Origin of the sequence: Bartonella sp. JB63 (assembly GCF_002022665.1) — a bacterium.
GTDB lineage: Bacteria > Pseudomonadota > Alphaproteobacteria > Rhizobiales > Rhizobiaceae > Bartonella.
The window spans coordinates 1040534-1064186 of sequence record NZ_CP019788.1 but is presented as its reverse complement, the minus strand read 5'-3'; the positions used below and the strand labels follow the sequence as shown (position 1 = coordinate 1064186).

The following is a 23653-nucleotide window of genomic DNA, read 5'->3' as shown; positions in this document are numbered from 1 at the left end:
TAGGGGATAATGAGATGGATAGAATTATTGCTTTTAAAGCTCTCCCTTATCGGAAATGTGTTGGAATTCTTGTGTTTAATCATGAAGGTAAGGTTTGGGTTGGACGTCGTTTTATGACAATTTCTCATGCACACGTTGACATGTCTAAACTTTGGCAGTTGCCACAGGGGGGAATTAATCAGGGAGAAAAGCCAATAGATGCAGCACGGCGTGAACTTTATGAAGAAACAGGTATCAAGTCAGTTAAGTTAATTAAGGAAGCTCAAGATTGGTTTAAATATGATTTTCCACAAGAACTTATGGGACATGTTTTAAACAATAAATATCGTGGTCAAACACAAAAATGGTTTTCTTTTCAATTTACGGGAGAAATTTCTGAGATTATGATTAATCCACCACCTGATGGCAATAAGGTAGAGTTTGATCAATGGAAATGGGTTGATTTAGAAGAGCTTTCTTCAATTGTTGTTTCTTTTAAGAAATATGTTTATACACAAGTTGTGAAAGAGTTTCGGAATAGTTTTAGGTGTTTATAAACCTATAGTTGTAAAAGCTATTCTTTTCTTAAGATACTTTGTATTATGCCTTTTATCAGAAATAATAGAAATGATTCTATTGTATGTTTAAAAACTAGGATGTGAGATGAAAAAAATATTCAATTTGTTTATAACTTTTACACTTTTAAGTGTTTCTATTGCGTTTGCGCAGAATACAAAGCCAACTACAAAAAAATTTTCTGAAGCCTCATTGCCGAATGGCGCTTCTTCTTTATCTGAGACTTATGGTTTGTGGAGTGTTAACTGTAATCTACAGGAAGGAAAAAAAGTTTGCTTTATGTATCGCCAAGAAGTTAATGATCAGAATCGTGTCATATTAGCTATGAATATTTCTTCCAATTCCGATGGTTCTTTGTCAGGAAATTTGACAGTTCCTTTTGGTATTTTAGTTTCTAAGCCTGTTCGTTTACAAGTGGATGATGGGAAAAATGTTATTGAAACTAGTATTCGAACTTGCGTACCAGCAGGTTGTGTTGTTCCAGTAAGTTTTGACAAAAGTTATGTGGCAGCTTTACGTGCTGGAAAGAAGTTGAATTTAGCGATGGTAGTTGCTACTCCAGGGGAGCCAGCTCTGAATGATTTATTTGTGCAGTTAACTGGTTTTAGTGATGCACTTAACCGTTTTATTGCTTTGCAGATGTAATTTTATAATTAAAAAGGAAATCGGCCTTTTAAGGCCGAGTCTGTTTAGAAATAGTTTGTAAGCTAAAGCAAAGATTAAATTGGCTAAATGGTGAGGTTTTGTAAATTCTTTTTCTATTTTGGTGTGCTATTGGTTTATTTTAATATTTTTATTATATTGCATCATGACGATATATGCTAAAAGCATTAATTTTTATCTTGTTTTCTTAGCAATGAAAAAGAAGAATAATTGGTGAGACTATTTTTTGAAGAATTTATTTTGTTAAATTTTTTATATGAGTTTTCATTCTATTGATTGGTAAAGGAAATCAGGAATGATCTATGCTTTGCTTAGTGTGCTGGATTTGATATTTAGTATTTACGTTACTATTTTAATAGCTCACACTATTTTTTCTTGGCTTTATACATTTAATATTATCAATACACGGAATACCCTTGTTACTATGATAGGGGATTTTCTATATCGTACAACAGAACCAGTTCTGCGCTGTATTAGACGTTTTTTACCTAATCTTGGGACGATTGATATTTCACCTATTGTGGTCTTTATGATTATTTATTTTATTCGTATCTTTATGTGGCGTGCTTATGCAGGGATGTTTTTATAAAAGTGAAAATAGATAGCTTCTCAGGCGAATAAAAATGTTTTATCGAGTTGATACTCATCGTTTGATTTTATTTGTTCGTTTGATTCCGAAATCCTCAGTTGATAGTGTAATAAAGGTTGAAGATAGAGATGATGGGAAGCAGCATTTGATTATCCGTCTGCGTGCTATTCCCGAAAATAATAAGGCAAACAAAGCATTAATTAAATTTTTAGCGAAACAGTGGAAAATTCCATCATCCTGCATCTTACTTGGAAGTGGTGCAACATCACAGTATAAACAGCTTTATTTTTCAAAATATTTAAAAGAAATAGAGCAAATATTACAATCTTTTAGAAATTATGATCCTATAGAAAAATCAAAAAAATGATAGCCTGTTTAAAGTACAGGCTGTACATTTTCTTCAAAGAGAACAATTATTTTTTATTGCGCTCAATAGCCTTTTTAATCAATTCAAGTGCATAGTCTTTATCACGCCAGCCTTCAATTTTAACCCATTTTCCAGGTTCAAGATCTTTGTAATGTCCAAAAAAGTGCTCAATTTGTTTTAATATAATTTCGGGAAGATCTGTATAATTATGAACATTGACATAGCGTTTTGTTAATTTTGGAGCAGGAACGGCAATAATTTTTTCATCTTTACCACTATCATCTTCCATCATGAGAACACCGATTGGGTATACATTAATGACACAGCCTGGAATAAGTGGGCGAGTATTGCTGATGAGAACGTCAATGGGATCACCATCTTCTGAAAGTGTATGCGGGATGAAGCCATAATTTCCAGGATAAACCATTGGTGTATGAAGAAAACGGTCAACAAATAATGATCCAGACTTTTTATCCATTTCATATTTTATTGGTTGGCTACCAAGAGCAACTTCAATGATAACATTGACGTCTTCTGGCGGATTTTTGCCAACAGGTATTTCATTAATATTCATGTCATTATCCTTTCTAAGGATTAAGTAAAATTAAACAGAATAGTACATTGAGGTGAAGAGATCATTGTCAAACAAGTGATGAACGTGTTTTTTCGAAACGTTTACGTTCATTTGGGTCTAGGTAGAGTTTACGTAGACGAATATTTTTAGGTGTCACTTCTACCAGCTCATCATCTTGTATCCATGACAATGCACGTTCTAAGGTCATTTTAATTGGAGGACTCAATTTTACGGCTTCATCTTTACCAGAGGCGCGCATGTTAGTTAGCTTCTTTCCTTTTAAAACATTTACTTCTAAGTCATTATCACGTGAGTGTATGCCAATAATCATACCTTGATAAACTTTAACGCCAGCATCGATCATCATAGGACCACGATCTTCAAGATTGAAAAGTGCATAAGCAACGGCTTCACCATTATCATTTGAAATCATTACACCATTGGTACGGCCACCAATTTCTCCCTTATAAGGCTCGTAGGCATGGAAAAGACGATTCATAATTGCTGTCCCACGTGTATCAGTTAAAAGTTCAGATTGGTAACCAATAAGCCCGCGGGTTGGTGCGTAAAAAACAAGGCGTACACGATTTCCACCAGATGGACGCAGTTCAATCATTTCTCCTTTGCGTTCTGACATTTTTTGAACAATAGTTCCAGAATATTCTTCATCAACATCAATCACAACTTCTTCAATTGGTTCTAAAGTTATTCCATTTTCATCTTTTTGCATTACTACGCGTGGTCGTGAAACACTTAGTTCAAATCCTTCACGACGCATATTTTCAATAAGAACTGCAAGTTGTAATTCTCCTCGTCCTGAAACATAAAAGGAGTCCTTATCGGCTGATTCCTCAATTTTAAGGGCGACATTTCCTTCTGCTTCCTTTAACAAACGATCACGGATAACGCGACTTGTTACCTTATCTCCTTCTGTACCAGCAAGGGGACTATCATTTACAAGAAAGCTCATAGTGACAGTAGGGGGATCAATTGGTTGAGCTATAAGAGATTCATTAACGGAAGGATCACAAAAGGTATCAGCAACAGTTCCTTTTTGGAGTCCTGCAATTGCTATAATATCCCCAGCAGCACTCTCTTCGATAGGCTGTCGTTCTAGTCCACGGAATGCTAAAATTTTTGAAATACGCCCAGTTTCTAAAAGTTTTCCATCTTGTCCCAGAACTTTAACATTTTGATTGGGCTTAATTGAGCCTGAATGGATGCGTCCTGTAATGATTCGTCCCAGAAAGGGATCTGCTTCAAGAATAGTACCGATCATGCGGAACGGTCCTTCAGCAATGGTTGGTGTAGGGACATGACGAATTACAAGATCAAACAAGGCATTTAATCCTTGATCTTTTGGTCCTTCAGGTAATGCAGCCATCCATCCATCACGACCTGACCCGTAAAGAATGGGGAAATCAAGTTGTTCATCGGTTGCATCAAGAGCAGCGAAAAGATCAAAAACTTCATTGACAACTTCTTCAGCACGAGCATCAGGTCGATCAATTTTATTGATCGCAACAATAGGACATAATCCTACTTTTAATGCTTTTCCAACAACAAATTTGGTTTGCGGCATAGGGCCTTCAGCAGCATCAACAAGAACAATGGCTCCATCTACCATATTAAGAATACGTTCTACTTCACCACCAAAGTCAGCGTGACCAGGAGTATCAACAATGTTAATTCGGGTATCTTTCCAAACAACAGATGTTACTTTTGCTAGAATTGTAATACCGCGTTCTTTTTCGATATCATTTGAATCCATCATGCGCTCACTTGTGCGCTGATTATCACGAAAATTTCCTGATTGTTTGAGGAGTTCGTCTACAAGTGTTGTTTTACCGTGGTCAACGTGGGCAATGATAGCAATATTACGCAATTGCATAAATTTTCTTCTTTTCGTTTAATAAAATTTTATTTGAGGTAAAGTTTTTTATGTTTTTTATTTACAGTTTGAAATACCTTACAGTTTTTTTTAGAATTTGGGAAGAGGGAGAACATTCTTTATAAAAAAATGGTATAAGATATTTTAGTATTTTCTATCTTAGAGCAAGATTCCAGATAAAACAAAAGAGGCGACAGAAAAGTAGATTATAATGCCCATGACATCTACTAAGGTTGCAACAAAGGGAGCTGAAGCACTTGCTGGGTCAAATTGTAAACGTTTAAGAATAAAGGGTAACATAGATCCGGCTAAGGAACCGAATGTAACAATTCCAACTAAAGCTGCTCCTACAGTTATAGCAATAAAAAACCAATATTCACCATAATTATAAATTCCGAGTTGTTGCCAGAAAGCAATTCGCATAATACCTATGATTCCGAGTAAAATACCAAGAGATATGCCTGTTGGGATCTCACGAATGATAACTTTCCACCAGTCTTTGAGTGTGAGTTCCCGTAAGGCTAGTGCACGAATAATAAGAGATGTTGCTTGTGAACCAGAGTTTCCTCCTGAACTCATAATGAGAGGAATGAATAATGTAAGGGCAATTACTTTTTCAAGTTCTGTTTCGAAATATTGCATAGCACTTGCTGTCAACATTTCACCCATAAAGAGTAAAGCCAGCCAGCCACCGCGTTTTTTCATCATTCCAAAAAAATTTATCTGCATATATGGTTTATCTAAAGCTTCCAATCCACCAAATTTATAAGCATCTTCACTCATTTCATCGACCATGGAGTCAAGTACATCGTCAACTGTTACAATACCGATAACGTGATTACTGTCATCGATAACAGGTACAGAGAGAAGATCATGACGTTGAAAAAGGCGAGCAATATCTTCATGATGGGTAAAAGGTGATATTGTGATAGGTGTTTCATGTGTGGAGACATTTAAAATTTTGTCATCAGGTGAGGCAAGAATAAGATTACGGAGAGAAACAGCTTTGAGAAGAGTAGTTGTTTTCGGATCGATTACATAACTTGTGTAAACTGTCTCGCGTGTTCTTTCAACATCACGAATATGATCTAAAGTTTTTTTTACAGTCCAATTTGCTGGTACTGTTATAAACTCTGTTGTCATTAATGCACCAGCTGTATGATCAGGGTAACTGGTAAGTTTTTTTAATTCAGTTCGAGTTAAAGGTTTTAGCAATGCATAAAGCCGTGTACGAGTTGCTTTATCGATTTCTTGGAAGACATCTGCAGCGGCATCTGCAGACATACCATCAAGAATTTCAACGGCAAGATTCATTGGCAAAAGTTCAAGAATAGCTGCTGGTTTTTCAAGTTCCGGTTTGTCAAAAAGTTCAATGGCATAATCAAGAGGTAAAAGACTGAGAATAGTTACCCGCTCCATAATATCAAGGTCATTGATGATATCAATCGAGTCAGCAAAATGAAGATTTTTTAATTCTTCAGCAAGAACTTCAGAAGGTAAGTCTTTGAGATTGCGAGTGGTTGTTTTGATTTCAGTCATAGTAAAGCACCTTCTAAAAGATTAGCAATATATAGATAGCAATGAATCAAAATTATAGACAACTTAGAATATCAGTATTTTCAATTGTTAATATTCAAAGTAAAGTCAAGGATAGATTGTAATCTGTAAATAATTTTATTTGATTAGAAAAAGAGATCTTTTTATTTAGTGCGTAATTATAAAATAATATTTTTTATTTTTACATAAAAATTTCAATTTAAAAGGCTGTTTTGGGATATGAAAAGTTATTGTTAATGGATCCGTTTATTTGCATCATATAGGTGATTATTCTATTTTGAATTTATTAATAGAGGCAATATTATGACACAAACAGCAATGTTAGACTGGATGAAATTTTCAGGGCTTCCTGATTTTGCTTCAATAAATGATGGTGATTTTAGATCTGCTTTTGAACAGGCACTTAAAGAAGCTGAAGAGGAAATAGAAGCCATTGCTGCTGTAGAGGAGCTACCAACACTTGAGAATTTTTTGCAACCTTTTGAGCTTGCTGGGACGAACCTTGACCGTGTATGCTCGATATTTTTTTTGTATGCGAGTGCATACAGCAATGAATTGATTCAAAAATTAGAACAAGAATTTGTTGTAAGACTTTCGCATTATTCTTCAAAAATTATGATGAATACACGAATATTTGCGAAAATGGATATGCTCTATCAACAAGCACAACAAGGTTTGTACGATGACGAAACTAAACGTGTAATTGAATTGTGGTGGAAGAGATTTATTCATAATGGTGCAAGACTTTATGAAAAAGATAAAAAACGTCTTATTGAAATTGACGAAAGGCTTGCCCTTTTAGGTGCTATTTTTGGTCAACATATCTTAAAAGATGAAGCTGAATGGGTTTTGTTTTTAGAACAAACAGATTTATCTGGTTTGCCCGATGATCTTGTTGCTTCTATGAAGGAAATTGCTTGTGAAAGAGGTCATGATGGACTGTATGCATTGATATTAACGCGCTCGATTATTGAACCTTTTTTAAAATTCTCTCATCGTCGTGATTTGCGCAAAACGGCGTTTCAAGCTTGGTCCCAACGAGGTGAGAATACTAATGATAATAGAACAATTATTGCTGAGATAATTGCGCTTCGAAGTGAAAAGGCTAAATTGCTTGGTTATAAATCTTTTGCGGATTTGAAGCTTGACAATACTATGGCTAAAAGTATTGACTCAGTTATGAATTTTCTTACATCTATATGGGAGCGCGCAAAAATTAAGGCTGCTACTGAACAAGCAGAATTACAAAATTTTGCAAAAAATCAAGAAAATAATGAGTCCTTAAAAGCTTGGGATTGGCGTTATTATGCTGAAAAACTGCGTACTGAGAAATTTTTGTTTGATGAAACAGAAGTTAAATATTATTTGCAGCTTGATCACATGATTGAAGCAGCTTTTTTTGTCGCAAAAAAACTTTTTGGAATTTCATTTGAAGAAAAAACTGCTGTTGCACTTTGGCATTCTGATGCACGATTATGGGAGGTCAAAAAATCTGATGGAAGTTTAATTGGCTATTTTATTGGTGATTATTTTGCACGTTCTTCAAAACGATCTGGAGCGTGGATGAGTAGATTACAATCACAGCATAAATTGGATGGAGGAAGAAAACCTATCGTTTACAATGTATGCAATTTTGCTAAGCCTCCTAAAGGAAAGACTGCTCTTTTATCACTTGATGATGCACGAACTCTTTTCCATGAATTTGGGCATGGGTTGCATGGTCTGCTTTCTGATGTAACATGGCCATCTGTAGCAGGAACATCAGTTGTACTTGATTTTGTTGAGTTTCCCTCTCAACTTTATGAACATTGGTTAATTGTACCAGAAGTGTTGCAATTTTATGCTACGCATGTCGAAACAGGTACTCCTATACCGCAAGCTCTGTTGGATAAAATTTTGTCAGCACATACATTTAATGCTGGTTTTAATGCTGTTGAGTTTCTTTCATCTGCTTTAGTAGATATGGCTTTCCATCAAGAAGAAAAGGTTGTGGATCCAACACTTTTTGAGCGTAAGGAACTAGAAAAGCTAGGGATGCCTGACTCAATTATTATGCGTCATCGCCCTCCGCATTTTGCGCATGTATTTTCAAGTGATGGTTATGCGGCTGGTTATTATTCTTATATGTGGTCAAAAGTACTTGATGCTGACGCTTTTCAGGCCTTTGAGCAAACAGGTGATGTTTTCAATTCAGAACTTGCTGATCGATTAAAGCGTTTTATCTATTCTGCTGGAGGGAGTTGTGATCCCGAAGAACTCTATAAATCTTTTCGAGGGCGATTGCCTTCATTAGAGCCAATGATAAAGAAACTTGGCCTGTAAAGATAAATAATTTTGAAATATAATTGTATTTGAATAATGCAATGAAGTCCTTATTCTTGAAACGCATAGTGGGCAGCCATAGCGTTTTCTTATAATTGCATAATACATTCCATATAGTGAAAAATTTCATTTCAATTTATTTTAGAAATTTTTTAAAAATAAAAAAACTCCTAAAATAAAAGTTTTTCCAATTTGAGAATGTTAGATGATCAAAAATAAAAAATTCAATAAATCAAGTTAAAGTGAGACAAGCATTTTACTTTAAGGATGTTGTTTTCTGATATGAGAAAGAGTTTCGTAGCTTGGATATCCATTTGCTTCTAAACCATGACGTAGCTGAAAAGCTTTAATTGCTTTCTTGGAGGCTGTACCAATTTTACCATCAATTTCCCCTTCATAATCTCCAAGTGTTGCTAAACGAGATTGCAGCTCTATACGTTCTTTGAAAGTCATAGGTTTAAATGGTCGATTCCAATCTTGAAATAGTTTAGGATGTCCAGCGATACGGTCGGCAAGAAGGCCAACAGCAAAAGCATAACGATCAGCATTATTATAACGTTTAATAACAAAGAAATTTTTTGTTACTAGAAATGCAGGTCCTTTTGGGCCATCAGGAAATTTCAATATTGCTTGTTCAGATAAAGAAGGAAAAGGTTTTCCATGTGCGTGTTGAACACCTAATTCTTTCCATTCTTCAAAGGATAACCAGTTTTCAGGTAGTTGTTTGTTATTTGGTAATTTAACTTCAATTCCCCATGTGAGATTAGATTGCCAACCATTCATATGGAGAAGGTTAGCAGCAGTAGCAAGTGCATCTGGAATCGAATTCCAAATATCAGAGCGACCACTTCCATCCATATCAATAGCATAGATAAGATAACTGCTTGGAATAAATTGCGTATGTCCTAGCGCTCCAGCCCAAGATCCTACGAGTTGAGAGCGATGAATTTCACCGCTTTGTAAAATTTTCATTGCAGCAATAAGTTGTGCATGGGCATATTTTTTACGTTTTGGGTCGGCATAAGCTAAAGTTGCGAGTGAACGGATGGTATCACGCATTACATCTTTATTTGTTAAAACTTTTCCATAGCTACTTTCCATAGACCAAATAGCAAGGAGGAAATTTCGGTTAACACCAAAACGTTTTTCAATTTTTGGTAGCCATTGCTCCCATTGTTTAGCTTGCTGCTTTCCTTCTAAAATTGCATCATCATGAATACGATTATCAAAATATTCCCATGCCATATCAACAAATTCTGGTTGATATGCTGCTTTTTTTAAGACTTCTTGGTCAATTGTATTAATTGTTTTAAAAGCTATATCAAATGTGGATGATGAAATATTATTAGCTAAAGCCATTTTTTTAAATTCATTGATCCAGTGTTGAAAACCATTATCAGCGTATGTAAGTGAGGAAAAAACTATTGGAAGAGAGGCAAAGATAGAGAATAAACTAATAAACAGGGGTCTTCGATTTTTGATTTTTTCTGAAAAAAATAATGTACTAAATTTTGTAATTTTCATTTTCTGATTTTTATCTGTGTATAAAGTGTTTGGATGTGTAGTCATTTGTTTTTGTATTTAGTAATTTATATAGCATGTTAAGTAAAACTGTTCAAATTGTTGTTTTAAAATAAAGCAATTTATTAAAATTCATCATTTTTATGTTTATTATATAAAATATCCGATAGAATAAAAAATCCTTATTTAGTTGTAGTTAAAATATATTGTATCAGAAAAGTATACGATAAATATTGTATTGGTAAGTAGGAAGATGAGCGTACGTAAAATCCGTAAGGCAGTATTTCCTGTAGCAGGTCTTGGTACTCGTTTTCTTCCAGCAACAAAAACAGTTCCTAAAGAAATGCTAACTATTGTTGACAAACCTGTTATTCAGTATGTTGTGGATGAGGCACGTGAAGCAGGTATTGAGCATTTCATTTTTGTTACTGGGCGCAATAAAGCAGTTATTGAAGATTACTTTGATGCTCAAGTTGAATTATATACAACTCTTGCTAAATGTGGAAGAATAGAGGAGCTAGAGCATTTAAAAGATTTGCAATTACAGCCAGGAACAACTTCTTTTACTCGGCAACAGCAACCTTTGGGATTAGGGCATGCTGTTTGGTGTGCGCGTGAACTCATTGGAAATGAACCCTTTGCCTTATTATTGCCCGATATGCTTATGCAAACTGAAAAAGGTTGCCTTTCTGAAATGATCCAACTTTATGAAAAAACAGGAGGAGGTAATGTTATTGCTGTTCAAGAGTGCAATCCTGAAGAAGTATATAAATATGGTATTGTGGGAAAAGGAAAGCAGGTTGCAAATGGTTTTGAAATCACACAGATGGTAGAGAAACCAGCTGTAGAAATAGCTCCATCTAATCTGTATATTAATGGGCGTTATATTTTGCAGCCAGAGATTTTTGATATTTTATCTGATCAAAAACAAGGAACAGGAAATGAAATTCAATTAACAGATGCTATGGTACGACTTTCAAATAAGCAGACTTTTTTTGGTTTTCAGTTAGATGGATACACTTTTGATTGTGGTTCTAAAATTGGTTTTATTGAAGCTAATGTTGCATTCGCTCTTTCACGTACTGATATGTATCAACAACTTTCTGTATCGTTGAAAATTTACTTGCAAAAATTAACATTGAAAAATGATATAGACTTTGAATATGATTTCATTTATCGAATTTAGTTATGATGATGCAGCCCCCTCATACGTTAACTTTACAAAATGCTGTTATCTTTAGCGCTTAAAACTATTTCTATTGAAAAACGAGGACTTGAAGTTCTTGAGAAGGCTTTTCATGAGAAGCTTGCTGATTCTTTTAGTGAAACTGTTCAAACTATTAGCAATGCGAATGGTCATGTAGTGATTACTGGTCTTGGCAAGAGTGGTCATATAGGAACGAAAATTGCTGCGACTTTAGCTTCAACTGGAACACCTGCTTTTTTCATCCATGCCGCGGAAGCTAATCATGGTGATCTTGGTATGATTGGTTCTGATGATGTTATTCTTGCTTTATCATGGTCAGGAGAAACTACAGAGTTAAGTGGCATTATAAGCCATGCTGCACGTTTTCGTATACCATTGATTGCAATAACATCTGGTGAACACTCTATATTAGGGCGGCAAGCTGATATTGTCTTATTATTGCCAAAAGTAGAGGAAGCTTGTCCTCATGGACTTGCTCCGACAACTTCAACAACTATGCAATTGGTAGTAGGGGATGCATTAGCTATTGCTCTTTTGGAAATGCGAGGTTTTACTGCAACTGATTTCAAAATTTATCATCCTGGAGGTTCTCTTGGTGCAAACCTTAAATATGTGCGTGATATTATGCATCAAGGTGATCGTTTGCCTTTGGTTGCACAGGGAATGTCTATGATCGAAGCTATGCAGATTTTGGTTAGAAAACATTTTGGTTGTGTTGGTGTTGTGAATTCAAGAGGTGAATTAATTGGAATTGTAACGGATGGTGATCTTGCTCGAAATATTCACAAGGATTTATCACGATTCAATGTTGATGAGGTAATGACTAAAAATCCAAAGACCGTTAGTCCAGATACACTTGTTGGTGCTGCGACAGCATTTATTACTGATCATCATATTGGCGCGTTTTTCGTGATTGAAAATAAGAAACCTATAGGAATTGTTCATTTTCATGATCTTTTACGTATTGGTGTAGTGTAATTTGATTAATACTGACGATCCAATGTCATTTTATTATTTGGTAACAAAAAATAATGAAACAATAGCAGTATCTTTAAGAGAAGCGATTTTTGAGATATCTATTGATAGGTGATCATTTTTTTAAGTTCATGATATAGCGTAACCTTAGAAATATTATAATGTGTTCTCGCCTAACAATTTACCAAAAGGAAGAGGAAACCTCTTCCTGTGAGAGTGCTGAGAAGTTTTAACTTTTGTTTAGGTTTTGCGTTTGAGGGGAAATTGTGAACCAGTATCTGATGTACAGAGAAGTCGCATTGTATCGTGGGATATTGTACAACTTGCTCTAGAGATGGTTCCACGAAGAAGTGAATGTATTTCAATTTCTACGTGGTGAGTGTTGATATAATGATAGGTTCCTTCTGAAAGTTTTTCTTTTGTATCTGCTGCTCTTGTTTCAAAAATACCATTATGAAAAGAGGAAGTAATACCATTTGTATCGATCCATTCTCCATCGATTCCAGTTGGTATATTGTTGACAAATATATATTGTCCGTTATTTCTTGAAAAATTACAAGCAACTAATATCAAAGTAGTGATTGTTAGGTACAAAATACAGCAGATGTGTTTCATTTTCTTTACTCTATTTGTTTTGGTGTTTTCTATTACTTTAATTATGACAGTTTTAAAGTAAAAGCAAAAAATTGAAAAAATTCTTAACATTGTGTTTAATGAGTAATTTGCTAAAATTAGCATGCCGGTTACAAAAGGTAAAATATATTTTGTGGTTTTTAATGAATCTTATTATAAAGATTTAGTAGTCTCAGAGGAAATTGTTAAAGTTATGGTTGGTCCTGTTCTTGTTGCGGGTGAAGATCACAGGAAGCGTGCGGAGCTTTCTACCATGCTTCGAGGGTTTGGCTACCGCGTTATTGAAGCAGAAAATAGCTTACGTACAGTTGATCTTTTATATAAGCGTAAAAATATTATGCTTATTTTGCTTGATATTGCTATGAGTGATCTAAGCATAAGTGACCTAATTAAAATGGTTAGAACAGTTGGAATTTCTGCTCCTATTGTTGTTATAGCAAAACAAGATACTCAGGAACTCATTCAAAAAGCTTTAAACGCTGGAGCTATTGATTATTGGATCTATCCAGTTACACCGCTGCGGTTAAGAGTTACTCTAAATAATCTTGCACTCATCACTGCATTGAAAAGTGAAGTGCAGTCTATTCGTAAACAAAAAGAAAATCATTTGCAATTCTCCAATATCTATAAAAAAAGCAGTTTAATGCAGGTGATTCTAGAAAAATCCAAAAGTGCAGCGACTTCTTTACAGAATCTTTTGATAGAAGGTGAGGTAGGAACTGGTCACGAGAAATTAGCCCGCGTTATCCACCATGAAAGTTCTTTTTCGAAGGGGACTTTTGTCCGTTTTCAATGTTTACCGGTTTTTGATTTACAGGAAGAGAATCGTTTGTGGTTTGAAGATTTTTTACCATTGATTTCTTCTCTTGAACATGGAACGCTTTGCTTATGTGATATTGATCGGCTTGAGCCTATACAGCAAAAACGTTTTGCGCATTACCTTAAAGAGAGAGCAGAAGCAATAAAAGGCACAAATCCACCTTTTCGCATTATTTCTCTTTCAACATCACGTCTTGCAGATTTAGTTCAGGAAGGTTTTTTTATACATAGTTTTTTTGAACAAATCTCACAATTATATATCAGCATTCCGTCTTTGCGAGAGTTAAGGGATGATCTTCCAGAAATTTCTCAGTGTTTAATTGACCATATTATTACTGAAACAGGGCAATCGCATGTGCATGGTTTAGCAGGGGCAGTTATTTCTATGTTTATGCAATATGATTGGCCTGGTAATTATAGAGAACTGGAAAATTTACTCTTCCGTGCGGTTTTGATGAGCGAAGGGCCATTGTTAACTGTGCGAGATTTTCCGCAATTAATAAAAAATCCACTCATGATTGTTTCAAAGATGATTGATTATGATATTCAAGAACGCAACGAGAAAAAATTTATACAGTTTTTTAACACCGATGGGCATGTACGCACTTTTTCTGAGATGGAGCGTGATATTATTGAAAAGGCAGTTGCACATTATAAAGGGCGTATGAGTGAAATTGCTCGGCGTCTTCAGATTGGGCGCTCTACGCTTTATCGTAGAATAGAGGAATTGAAGACAATTAATAATCAAAAACAGTAATAAAATCTGTAGCAAAACATCTTTCCTAAAAACTATAATGGTTCAAAAGAGTGTGCTTATCTTAATCATCAAAAAAAGAAGTTATTCTAAAAGTAGCAATGGAAGTAATTTATTATAATAATTTGTTCGTTTAAAATATTTTCAAACGATGATGTTCTTTATATATTTTGGAAATATGATCACATTTACAGATTAAGATATAGAGACATTGATTCTAATGTTTTTTTACGTATTTATTGAATGTGTTGTGATAATTTTAGAAAGAAAGTTCATCTCCTTGACACTGTTAAACATTATTGTTGGTTTTACCACACTTTTTATTATTGCTTCTATGTTCGCAATTTATGCTTATGGTTGTTTTGTTAGAAGTGCTAGGGGAGCGTGTTCTTATGCATTGAGTGTTGAGAAAAGTGAGACCAAAATTGATCGTATAGTTAACCGATTAGCAAAAGAAACAAATGGGGTAGGGATTGATAAAGATGCTCTTTCACTTATTGTCAGCAATCTAGATGCATTTTGTGTTCGTGCGATAGGCGCAGCGCAAGCTGGACGAAGTCTTGATCTGATGTATTACATTTGGGATGATGATTTAACAGGTCGCTTGTTGCTTAGCGAAGTAGTAGAGGCAGCTGATCGTGGTGTACGGGTGCGTCTTCTTTTGGATGATATTAATGCTCAGGGGCGTGATCCAGCCTATATTGCGCTTAATAAACATCCTCATATTGAGGTGAGAGTGTTTAATCCAGGACGCGCGCGTAAGGGTGGATTACGTCGTGGTTTGGAGATTATATTGCGGGCAATTATGGTAACACGCAGAATGCACAATAAAGCTTTTGTTGTTGATGGGCGAGTGGCTTTTGTAGGAGGACGAAATCTTGCAGATTCTTATTTGGGTGCAAGTAAAAAATCAAGTTTTCGAGATTTAGATCTCATGTTAATTGGTCCATCGGTTAAAAAAGTAGAAACCATTTTTGATAATTTTTGGAATAGCCCTGTAGTTTTACCGATCCACACTTTGGTTGTTCCTAACAGAGTAAGAGACCTCGATATTTGGAGAGCTAAATTACGTAGATTTCGTAACTCAAAAATTGCCAAAATTTATTTAAATTATGTCAATGAACATATCAATTTTGAATATTTTTTTCAAACAGGCAAACGCTTATTTGTTGCAGATAAAGTTGATGTTCTTTCAGATCCTCCAGAAAAGGCATTGCGTAAGCATACAGCAAATTGGCTAATGGAAGCGCTTTCACAGGTTATTAATGGTGCAAAAAAAACAATCCAGATTACATCGCCTTATTTTGTTCCTGGCAAAGCAGGGACTCAGAGTTTTCGCAAGTTGGTATCAAAAGGTATTGATGTTAAAATTCTTACTAATTCTTTAGCAGCTACTGATGTAGCCATTGTACATGGTGGTTATGCGCCTTATCGTAAGATGTTATTGAAAAGTGGTGTTCAACTTTATGAACTAAAACCAGATGGAGGAACTCATCGATTGCGATTGTTTAGATCTAATAAGGCGAGCTTGCATACAAAGGCTTTTTTAATTGATTGTAAAACTGCTTTTATTGGATCTTTAAATTTTGATCCTCGTTCAGTTTCGTTAAATACAGAAATGGGTATTCTTTTTGAATGTGCACCAATTGCAGCGAGATTAGATTTACTTTTTTCTGAAGAAATAACCGGTGAAATGAGTTATTGTTTACGTCTTGGTGATAATAATCGCATTTATTGGGATTTTATTGAAAATGAAAAAAAACGCAGTGTTGATTATGAACCAAAAAGTAATTTGAAACGTCGTGCATTTGCAAAAATAATGAGTTGGTTGCCCATTGAATCGCAATTATAAACTGTATAAGTTCTGTTTTAGAAAAATATTTATTTTCTCTTTTCATTTTATCAGTCACATGGCATAATTGATTGCCAATTTGCGACTTATAGAGAATTAAAGTTGCGTCCTATAACTATTGCAGTGTTTTAGTATTAGAGGAATTTGGCGATGGCAAAAATTATTGAAACAAGCACAGGTGCGTTGGCACTAACTTTTGATGACGTGCTTTTACAACCAGGCCATTCTCTCGTCATGCCTAGCCAAGTAGATCTTAAAACACGTATTGCAGGGGATATTGAATTAAATTTGCCACTTCTTTCTGCTGCAATGGATACAGTGACAGAGTCGCGTTTAGCGATTGCTATGGCTCAAGCTGGTGGTCTTGGTGTTATTCATCGGAATATGTCTCCTGTAGAGCAAGCTGAAGAAGTACGTCAAGTGAAAAAATTTGAGTCTGGTATGGTTGTCAATCCAGTGACAATTGGTCCTGATGCAACACTTGAAGAAGCCAAGGCTTTGATGCGTTCTTATAGTATTTCAGGTATTCCAGTTGTCGAAAGTGGTTCTAAGAGCGGAATTTCAGGTCGACTTGTTGGCATTTTGACTAATAGGGATGTGCGTTTTGCATCGGATCCAAAACAAAAAATCCATGAACTCATGACGCATGAAAATTTAATTACAGTACGTGAAAATGTTCAACTAGATGAAGCAAAATATCTTTTACATCATCACCGTATTGAAAAGTTACTTGTTGTAGATGAACAAAATCGCTGTGTTGGTTTGGTGACAGTGAAAGATATTGAAAAGGCACGATTAAATCCGAATGCTGCAAAAGATTCTCAGGGTCGTTTACGTGTTGCCGCTGCAAGTGGTGTTGGGGATGAAGGAATTGAACGTGCTGAACGGTTAATCGATGCGGGTATCGATCTATTAGTGATCGATACAGCTCATGGGCATTCTCAACGTGTGTTGGACATGGTTGAGCGTATAAAAAAAATGGCGCTTTCTACGATTGTTATTGCTGGTAACGTAGCAACTCCTCAAGCAACACAAGCTTTGATTGATAGTGGTGCTGATGCGGTAAAGGTTGGTATTGGACCTGGTTCTATTTGTACAACGCGAATTGTTGCAGGTGTTGGTATTCCTCAGCTTGCAGCTATTATGGGAGCTGCAGAAATTGCTGATAAAGCAGGAATTCCCGTTATTGCTGATGGTGGTATTAAAGCTTCGGGTGATTTTGCTAAAGCTTTAGCAGGTGGCGCTTGTGCTGCTATGATTGGTTCTCTTCTTGCTGGTACAGAAGAAAGTCCAGGAGAAGTTTATCTCTATCAGGGTCGATCCTTTAAAGCTTATCGTGGTATGGGGTCGGTCGGTGCTATGGCAAGAGGATCAGCAGATCGTTATTTTCAGGCTGAAGTTCGAGATACACTCAAATTAGTTCCTGAAGGTGTTGAAGGACAAGTCGCTTATAAAGGTCCTATAGCATCAGTTTTACATCAACTGGCGGGTGGGTTACGTGCTTCTATGGGGTATGTGGGAGCGCAAAATTTAGTTGAGTTTCGTGAAAAAGCAACTTTCGTACGTATTACGAATGCTGGTCTTTATGAGAGTCATACACATGATGTTTCTATTACGCGCGAAAGTCCAAATTATCGCGGTCCTATTTGATAGGTATAGGCTAAAATTTTATTATGAAGAAATTCTTGGAAGGAAATAATTAGGTTGCCGGTCATTTTTTAGATAAGTTTTCCTATTTAAATATTTCAGATCTATAAAAGGAAAGAATTGGATATTAATACTCCAATTCTTTCTGGAAGTTGTAGTTATGTAGAAGTTATATAAATGAAAAATTAGCTTTTTATATTCTTCCGTCCTGTTTTCGACGCACATTGGCGATTGTTAAGTAGACTACTTTGGACGGATTTCTTGCCACTGTTTGAGGGCATTTTATTTTGGCTGCTTTTGGATGCAGTTATTTTTCCATGACTAGAAGTCTTCATTATTTTCTCCTTTTTAATTATCTGGCATACACCACTGTAAGACAAACGGTCATGCTAGAGAGTAGTTCCAATAATTTTCTAAAAAGTTCATTTATGCTTTTTGAGAAGAAGAGATGAACCTATATAATATTTTCAGACGTATTTTTATTTTTCACGGAAAAAACTTTACCGGTTATCTATGTTTCAATATTTAGTCGCTTATTGAGACAATAAATGCTTATGTTATGGATTTGATAATAACTATAATTCTCTCATAATCATAACTGGAACAGGTGCTTTGTGGATGATAGCTTGACTTTTGGAGCCAAATAAAAAATTATGCATTTTAGAATGATGGAAAGCACCCATAAGGATCATATTAAGATTAAGTGGTTCTATGTTATGAAGAATCATTTGCTCAAAATTAATTTCTGTTTTAAGTGATTCAGTATTAAATCCAGCAGATTGTAACCGTGCTAATGCTGCGTTAAAGCTATTTTGTATGGCTTGTGTTTGCCGTTCTGCCATCCCTAATATAAAAGTTATATTTTTAAAAGATTCTTTTGAGCAAATAAAATCAATAGCTTTCATAATTAATGGGCCACCATCAAAAGCTATCAGAATTCGTTGAATAGGATGAGGGTGACGTGAGGCAACAAGGATTGGAAGCTCAGAAGAGCGTACGACATTTTCAAAGTTGAGTCCTAACCGCTTTTTGTCAGACGCTGTTTGTTCACCACGTTTTCCCATCACAATCATTGATGATTGATTGCTATAAATATTTAATGCATCCAGAAGAGTTCCATGACGTAGACGTGTTTCAATTTCGATTTCACTATGAGAGTTGAGGTAATTTTTCGCTTCTTCTAAAATGGTTTGTCCAACCTTTTGAGCAAAAAGTGCTTTAGCAAAAGTAGGATCTGTCTGTTCTAGGATCGACAGATCTGGGATATTATTGTTAATATTTATTTGTTTTGTATTTGGTAAACTAATTTCTTCTTCTGATTTATCCAATACATGCAACAGTCGGATTGTTGTTTGCATAGATTTAGCAGCCCATAAAGCTAGGTCACATACAGGGTTTGCATATATTGAAGAATCAATAAGAGCGAGTATTGGTTTTTTCATTTTTAGTCTTTCGATGTGTTCGTGTTATGGAATACTTCATTAGCTTCTTTAAGATTTATAGATTATAAAAATAATGGTTCCTCTTTCACTTTAGAGTAAAACATTTCAGATCAGAACACTAGAACTATTCGACTTAAGTATCACTTTTTAGACTGTTTTTAAAGTTCATGCTAAAAAATAAGAAGGTAATTTTTATTTTTGAGTTAAATCATTTAGATTTTAGAGATTGAATAGGAGAAATAAATGCGATTGGGTGGGCGATTGCAGGCGGCAATAGATATTCTACAGGAAATAGAAATGCGTTATCGCCCTGCAGGTGAAGCTTTAAAAGATTGGGCGCTTTCTCATCGTTTTGCTGGAGTAAGTGATCGTGCAGCAATTGGAACAATTGTGTATGATGTTTTAAGGCGGCGTTATTCGTTGCAATGGCGTATGGATAGTGACAATCTTCGAGATATAGTTTTTGGTACTTTGTTCGATTCTGGTATGATGACAATTGAGCAAGTTGATAAAATTTTAGAGGGAGATCGATTTGCACCGCAATTATTAGCACCTCAGCAGAGGCAAGCATGGCAGCAACGCCAGTTAGTAAATGCGCCAGACTACATTCGCGCTGATATTCCTCAATGGTGTCAAGCTCATCTGTATCCTTTATTTGCAGATAATTGGATTAGGGAAGCTGCTGCTTTAGCAACACGTCCTTCTTTAGATTTACGTGTGAACAGTTTAAAGGCAACACCTAAGAAAGTAATCAAAGCATTAGAAAAAACAAAAGTTAAGTCCTTTTCGTGGTTTCAGCAAGCGTTGAGGATTGAACCGATTGAAAAATTTGATCGCCATCCTAATGTTCAGGCTGAGCCCGCTTTTCAAAAAGGATATTTTGAAATACAGGATTTGGGATCTCAAATTGTTTCTTATCTTATAGAAGCAAAGGCAGGTATGCAGTTATTAGATTATTGTGCAGGAGCCGGAGGAAAAACACTAGCTTTAGCTGCCAATATGGATAATAGAGGTCAAATTTATGCTTATGATTCAGAGAAAGTTCGTTTGACTCCTATTTTTAATCGGCTTCGGCGAGCTGGTATTCGTAACGTACAACCACGAGCGTGTAAAGAGGAATTAAAATCATTAATAGGTCAAATGGATATCGTTTTATTGGATACTCCATGTAGTGGGACAGGAACATGGCGCCGTCGTCCAGATGCGAAATGGCGTTTGACATTACAACAAGTGAAACAACGTCAGGAAGAACAGTTCGCTATTTTGAATGAAGCTTTGATTTATATAAAGCCAGGAGGGCGTTTAGCTTATATTACATGTTCTCTTTTTAATGATGAAAATGAAGAACAAATTTCCCGGTTTCTTCAAAAGTATTCTAATTTCTCTCCAGTCAATATGAAGACACTTTGGCACCAGCATTTTAGTCATTCAATTATGCAACCAGCATTTTCAAGTTATGGACTGACTTTATCACCAGCAGCAACTAAAACGGATGGTTTCTTTTTATCTATTTTACAAAAGGAACTCTAATGGGTATTTTAACTTTTCTATTTCGCACTTTAATATTGGAAAGAATCTTCTTCTTATATCAATAGACTTGTGAAAACAGAAAGATTGAATAATACATTTTTTTATTTTAGGTAATTATTGATTGGTTTTTTATGAGCATATTGCGTTCAGATACTGTTCTTATCATTGATTTTGGTTCACAAGTTACACAACTTATTGCACGGCGGGTGCGAGAAATAGGTGTTTATTCCGAAATTATTCCTTTCCAATCTGCTTTAGGGGAATTTAAGCGAATTAAGCCTCGAGCTGTTATTTTATCAGGCAGTCCTTATTCAACTGTCGATGATGGTTCACCACGTGTTCCAATGGAGATTTTTAATGCCGGTATTCCGGTTCTTGGAATTTGTTATGGTGAACAAGTCATGTGTGTTCAGCTTGGCGGAAAAGTTGAAGCAGGACATGAACGTGAATTTGGACGTGCTTTGTTAGATGTAAAAGAAGAAAGTGCTCTTTTTGATGGTGTTTGGGAGAAAGGATCATGCCATCAGGTTTGGATGAGTCATGGTGATTGTGTAGTTGCTTTGCCAGAAGGTTTTCATGTCATCGGAACATCAAAAGGAGCTCCTTATGCTGCTATTGCTGACGAAAAACGACGTTTTTATGCAGTACAATTTCATCCTGAAGTTGTTCATACAACGGATGGTGCGAAACTCTTAAAAAATTTTGTTCATAAAATTTCTGGTCTTAAAAGCAATTGGTCAATGGCCGCTTATCGTGAACAGGCAGTTGTTGCGATACGCAAGAAGGTTGGAAAAAGTCGTGTAATTTGCGGTCTTTCAGGTGGTGTTGATTCATCAGTTGTGGCTGTATTACTTCATGAGGCTATAGGTGATCAATTAACATGTGTTTTTGTCGATCATGGGTTGATGCGTAAAAATGAGGCAGAAGAAGTTCTTACGATTTTCCGGGATCATTATGATATAAAACTGGTTCATGTTAATGCTGCTGATATGTTTATTAATGCGCTTGAAGGTGAAATAGATCCAGAAAAAAAGCGAAAGATAATTGGTCGCCTTTTTATTGAAGTTTTTGAAGAAGAAACAAAAAAAATAGGCGGCGTGGAGTTTTTAGCACAAGGAACGCTTTACCCAGATGTCATTGAAAGTGTTTCAGCGATTGGTGAATCCATAACGATTAAAAGTCATCATAATGTAGGTGGGCTACCAGAACGTATGAAGATGCAACTTGTAGAACCATTGCGTGAACTTTTTAAGGATGATGTTCGTTCTTTGGGGCGAGAATTAGGTTTACCTGAGCAGTTTATTGGACGTCATCCTTTTCCAGGGCCTGGTTTGGCAATTCGATGTCCAGGTGCAATTACGCGTGAAAAATTAGAAATTTTGCGTGAAGCAGATGCTATTTACCTTGATGAAATCCGCAAAGCTGGTCTTTATGATAAAATTTGGCAAGCTTTTGCTGTTCTTCTTCCTGTTCAAACCGTTGGTGTAATGGGTGATGCACGTACTTATGAGTTTGTCTGTGCTCTTCGTGCTATAGTATCTATAGACGGTATGACTGCTGACTTTTATCCGTACGATATGGAATTTTTGAGTAAAGCAGCAACACGTATTATTAATGAAGTTCGAGGTATTAATCGTGTTGTTTATGATATAACTTCAAAGCCTCCTGGCACTATTGAGTGGGAATGATTGAAATCAAGGATATTAAAGATATGGTGCTTTTAGGATTTAGCATTTCAAAAAGTTAGCAAATAAAAAGAAAAAATTATTATATGTCTTGTATTCATGATTTCAAATTATCATTAATTTCATTTTAACGAGTATTGTTTGAAATTAAGAGAAGTGTAAAATAATATGCTTAAACAAAAAATTATTGCTCATCGTGGTGGAGCTAGTCTTTATTCTGAAAATACACTTTCAGCATTTCGCCATGCGATTGCATTGGGAGTGGATGAAATTGAATGTGATATTCATCTTCTTAAAAGTGGTGAAGTTGTTATATTTCACGATTTTTCCCTTGAACAGTTGGTTGGGAAAAAAGGATATATTCATGAGATTGATAATGAAACACGTCAGCAACTCTGTGTGAAAGGGAGTAATGAAGCACCTCCTTTATTAGAAGAATTGCTTGATCTTTTGGTGCCAACCGATGTAGCACTTCATCTTGAAATCAAAACATGTGGTGAGGTTGAGCGTGAAACTCTTTTATCCCAAAAAGCACTTGAATTGATCAAAAGTCGACACTTAGAAAAACGAGTTTCAGCAATTAGTTTTGATGCTACGAGTCTTCGTTCTTTTATTGAAGCAGGAATACCATCGGGTCCATGTATTGATAATTTTAAAGGTGATATATCTTTCTGTTTTTCTGAATGGAAAAAATTAGGCTATTCTGATCTCAGTTTGGATAGCTCTATTGTATCACGAGACTTTATTGAAGCTGCCTTTGATGCTGGTTTCACTGTAGGCGTATGGACGGTCAATGGGGTGTCTCGTTTGTCCCATTGGCTTGATATGCCAGTGCATTATATTACAACGGACCAACCTGATCTTGCTTTACGATTGCGTTCACAAAAATAAAAGTAAGGATTCAATAATTATTGATATCCTATACAATCTTGTAAGGTGAGGATGTGTCTCTTATCTTTTTTAATGTCCAATTTTGGAAAATTGTGAATGGTTTTCATTATTTCTAAACTGACAGTAATAGTCTATTGAAATTGATGGGTAAACAGAATTACTAACCGTTTCTTCAATAG

At 35.5% G+C, this 23653-nt stretch carries 18 protein-coding genes and 1 pseudogene; 13 read left to right on the top strand and 6 right to left on the bottom strand.

The annotated features are described in order from the left end of the window. Positions 1–14: 14 nt before the first annotated feature. From BJB63x_RS04685 to BJB63x_RS04670, 4 genes are all read left to right on the top strand, one after another. The gene (locus tag BJB63x_RS04685; RefSeq protein ID WP_078719206.1) at positions 15–536 is read left to right on the top strand and encodes an RNA pyrophosphohydrolase; all 522 of its coding nucleotides are present in this window, start codon (positions 15–17) and stop codon (positions 534–536) included. Between the two features lie 106 nt (positions 537–642). After that, the gene (locus BJB63x_RS04680; RefSeq protein ID WP_078719205.1) at positions 643–1200 is read left to right on the top strand and encodes an invasion associated locus B family protein; all 558 of its coding nucleotides are present in this window, start codon (positions 643–645) and stop codon (positions 1198–1200) included. 313 nt (positions 1201–1513) lie between these two features. Next, positions 1514–1807, top strand: coding sequence for a YggT family protein (locus tag BJB63x_RS04675; RefSeq protein WP_078719204.1), 294 nt, complete (start codon positions 1514–1516; stop codon positions 1805–1807). Positions 1808–1841: 34 nt separating this feature from the next. Further along, the gene (locus tag BJB63x_RS04670) at positions 1842–2174 is read left to right on the top strand and encodes a DUF167 domain-containing protein (RefSeq protein ID WP_078719203.1); all 333 of its coding nucleotides are present in this window, start codon (positions 1842–1844) and stop codon (positions 2172–2174) included. 46 nt (positions 2175–2220) lie between these two features. On the opposite strand, the gene ppa is transcribed toward BJB63x_RS04670, so the two are convergent. The 3 genes from ppa to mgtE all read right to left on the bottom strand — a co-directional run bounded on the left by ppa (position 2221) and on the right by mgtE (position 6178). Then, positions 2221–2748, bottom strand: a complete 528-nt coding sequence (gene ppa / locus BJB63x_RS04665; RefSeq protein WP_078719202.1) for an inorganic diphosphatase — start codon at positions 2746–2748, stop codon at positions 2221–2223. A 67-nt stretch (positions 2749–2815) separates the two neighbouring features. Further along, positions 2816–4639 (bottom strand): translational GTPase TypA, encoded by a 1824-nt coding sequence (gene typA, locus BJB63x_RS04660; protein WP_078719201.1) that lies wholly within the window; start codon positions 4637–4639, stop codon positions 2816–2818. Positions 4640–4798: 159 nt separating this feature from the next. Beyond that, complete coding sequence (mgtE, locus tag BJB63x_RS04655; protein WP_078719200.1) at positions 4799–6178, bottom strand: magnesium transporter; 1380 nt, start codon at positions 6176–6178, stop codon at positions 4799–4801. A gap of 321 nt (positions 6179–6499) precedes the next feature. On the opposite strand from mgtE, the gene BJB63x_RS04650 reads away from it, so the two are divergent. After that, positions 6500–8518, top strand: coding sequence for a M3 family metallopeptidase (locus tag BJB63x_RS04650; protein ID WP_078719660.1), 2019 nt, complete (start codon positions 6500–6502; stop codon positions 8516–8518). 261 nt (positions 8519–8779) lie between these two features. On the opposite strand, the gene BJB63x_RS04645 is transcribed toward BJB63x_RS04650, so the two are convergent. Further along, on the bottom strand, positions 8780–10042 hold the full coding sequence (locus BJB63x_RS04645; RefSeq protein ID WP_078719687.1) for a lytic murein transglycosylase: 1263 nt from the start codon (positions 10040–10042) through the stop codon (positions 8780–8782). A gap of 250 nt (positions 10043–10292) precedes the next feature. Between BJB63x_RS04645 and galU the strand changes: the two genes are divergently transcribed. Further along, a complete protein-coding gene (gene galU / locus BJB63x_RS04640) occupies positions 10293–11225 on the top strand; it encodes a UTP--glucose-1-phosphate uridylyltransferase GalU (RefSeq protein ID WP_078719659.1) in 933 nt (310 codons plus the stop codon). 2 nt (positions 11226–11227) lie between these two features. Continuing rightward, positions 11228–12224 (top strand): annotated as a pseudogene (locus BJB63x_RS04635) (KpsF/GutQ family sugar-phosphate isomerase). A 237-nt stretch (positions 12225–12461) separates the two neighbouring features. Here the strand turns inward: BJB63x_RS04635 and BJB63x_RS04630 are convergent. Further along, on the bottom strand, positions 12462–12836 hold the full coding sequence (locus BJB63x_RS04630) for a hypothetical protein (protein WP_078719198.1): 375 nt from the start codon (positions 12834–12836) through the stop codon (positions 12462–12464). A 211-nt stretch (positions 12837–13047) separates the two neighbouring features. On the opposite strand from BJB63x_RS04630, the gene BJB63x_RS04625 reads away from it, so the two are divergent. The 3 genes from BJB63x_RS04625 (at position 13048) to guaB (ending at position 17929) form a co-directional block, all read left to right on the top strand. Beyond that, positions 13048–14430 (top strand): sigma-54-dependent transcriptional regulator, encoded by a 1383-nt coding sequence (locus tag BJB63x_RS04625; protein ID WP_078719556.1) that lies wholly within the window; start codon positions 13048–13050, stop codon positions 14428–14430. Between the two features lie 277 nt (positions 14431–14707). Further along, positions 14708–16279, top strand: coding sequence for a phospholipase D family protein (locus BJB63x_RS04620; RefSeq protein WP_078719555.1), 1572 nt, complete (start codon positions 14708–14710; stop codon positions 16277–16279). Between the two features lie 150 nt (positions 16280–16429). After that, positions 16430–17929, top strand: a complete 1500-nt coding sequence (gene guaB / locus BJB63x_RS04615; protein ID WP_078719197.1) for an IMP dehydrogenase — start codon at positions 16430–16432, stop codon at positions 17927–17929. A gap of 572 nt (positions 17930–18501) precedes the next feature. Here the strand turns inward: guaB and BJB63x_RS04610 are convergent. After that, complete coding sequence (locus BJB63x_RS04610) at positions 18502–19368, bottom strand: universal stress protein (protein ID WP_078719196.1); 867 nt, start codon at positions 19366–19368, stop codon at positions 18502–18504. 243 nt (positions 19369–19611) lie between these two features. On the opposite strand from BJB63x_RS04610, the gene BJB63x_RS04605 reads away from it, so the two are divergent. From BJB63x_RS04605 to BJB63x_RS04595, 3 genes are all read left to right on the top strand, one after another. Next, positions 19612–20898 carry an RsmB/NOP family class I SAM-dependent RNA methyltransferase gene (locus tag BJB63x_RS04605; protein WP_078719195.1) on the top strand — a complete coding sequence of 429 codons (1287 nt, stop codon included), beginning with the start codon at positions 19612–19614 and terminating at the stop codon, positions 20896–20898. A 131-nt stretch (positions 20899–21029) separates the two neighbouring features. Then, positions 21030–22586 carry a glutamine-hydrolyzing GMP synthase gene (gene guaA / locus BJB63x_RS04600; RefSeq protein WP_078719194.1) on the top strand — a complete coding sequence of 519 codons (1557 nt, stop codon included), beginning with the start codon at positions 21030–21032 and terminating at the stop codon, positions 22584–22586. Between the two features lie 165 nt (positions 22587–22751). Then, positions 22752–23474 (top strand): glycerophosphodiester phosphodiesterase, encoded by a 723-nt coding sequence (locus tag BJB63x_RS04595; protein WP_078719193.1) that lies wholly within the window; start codon positions 22752–22754, stop codon positions 23472–23474. Positions 23475–23653 lie beyond the last annotated feature (179 nt).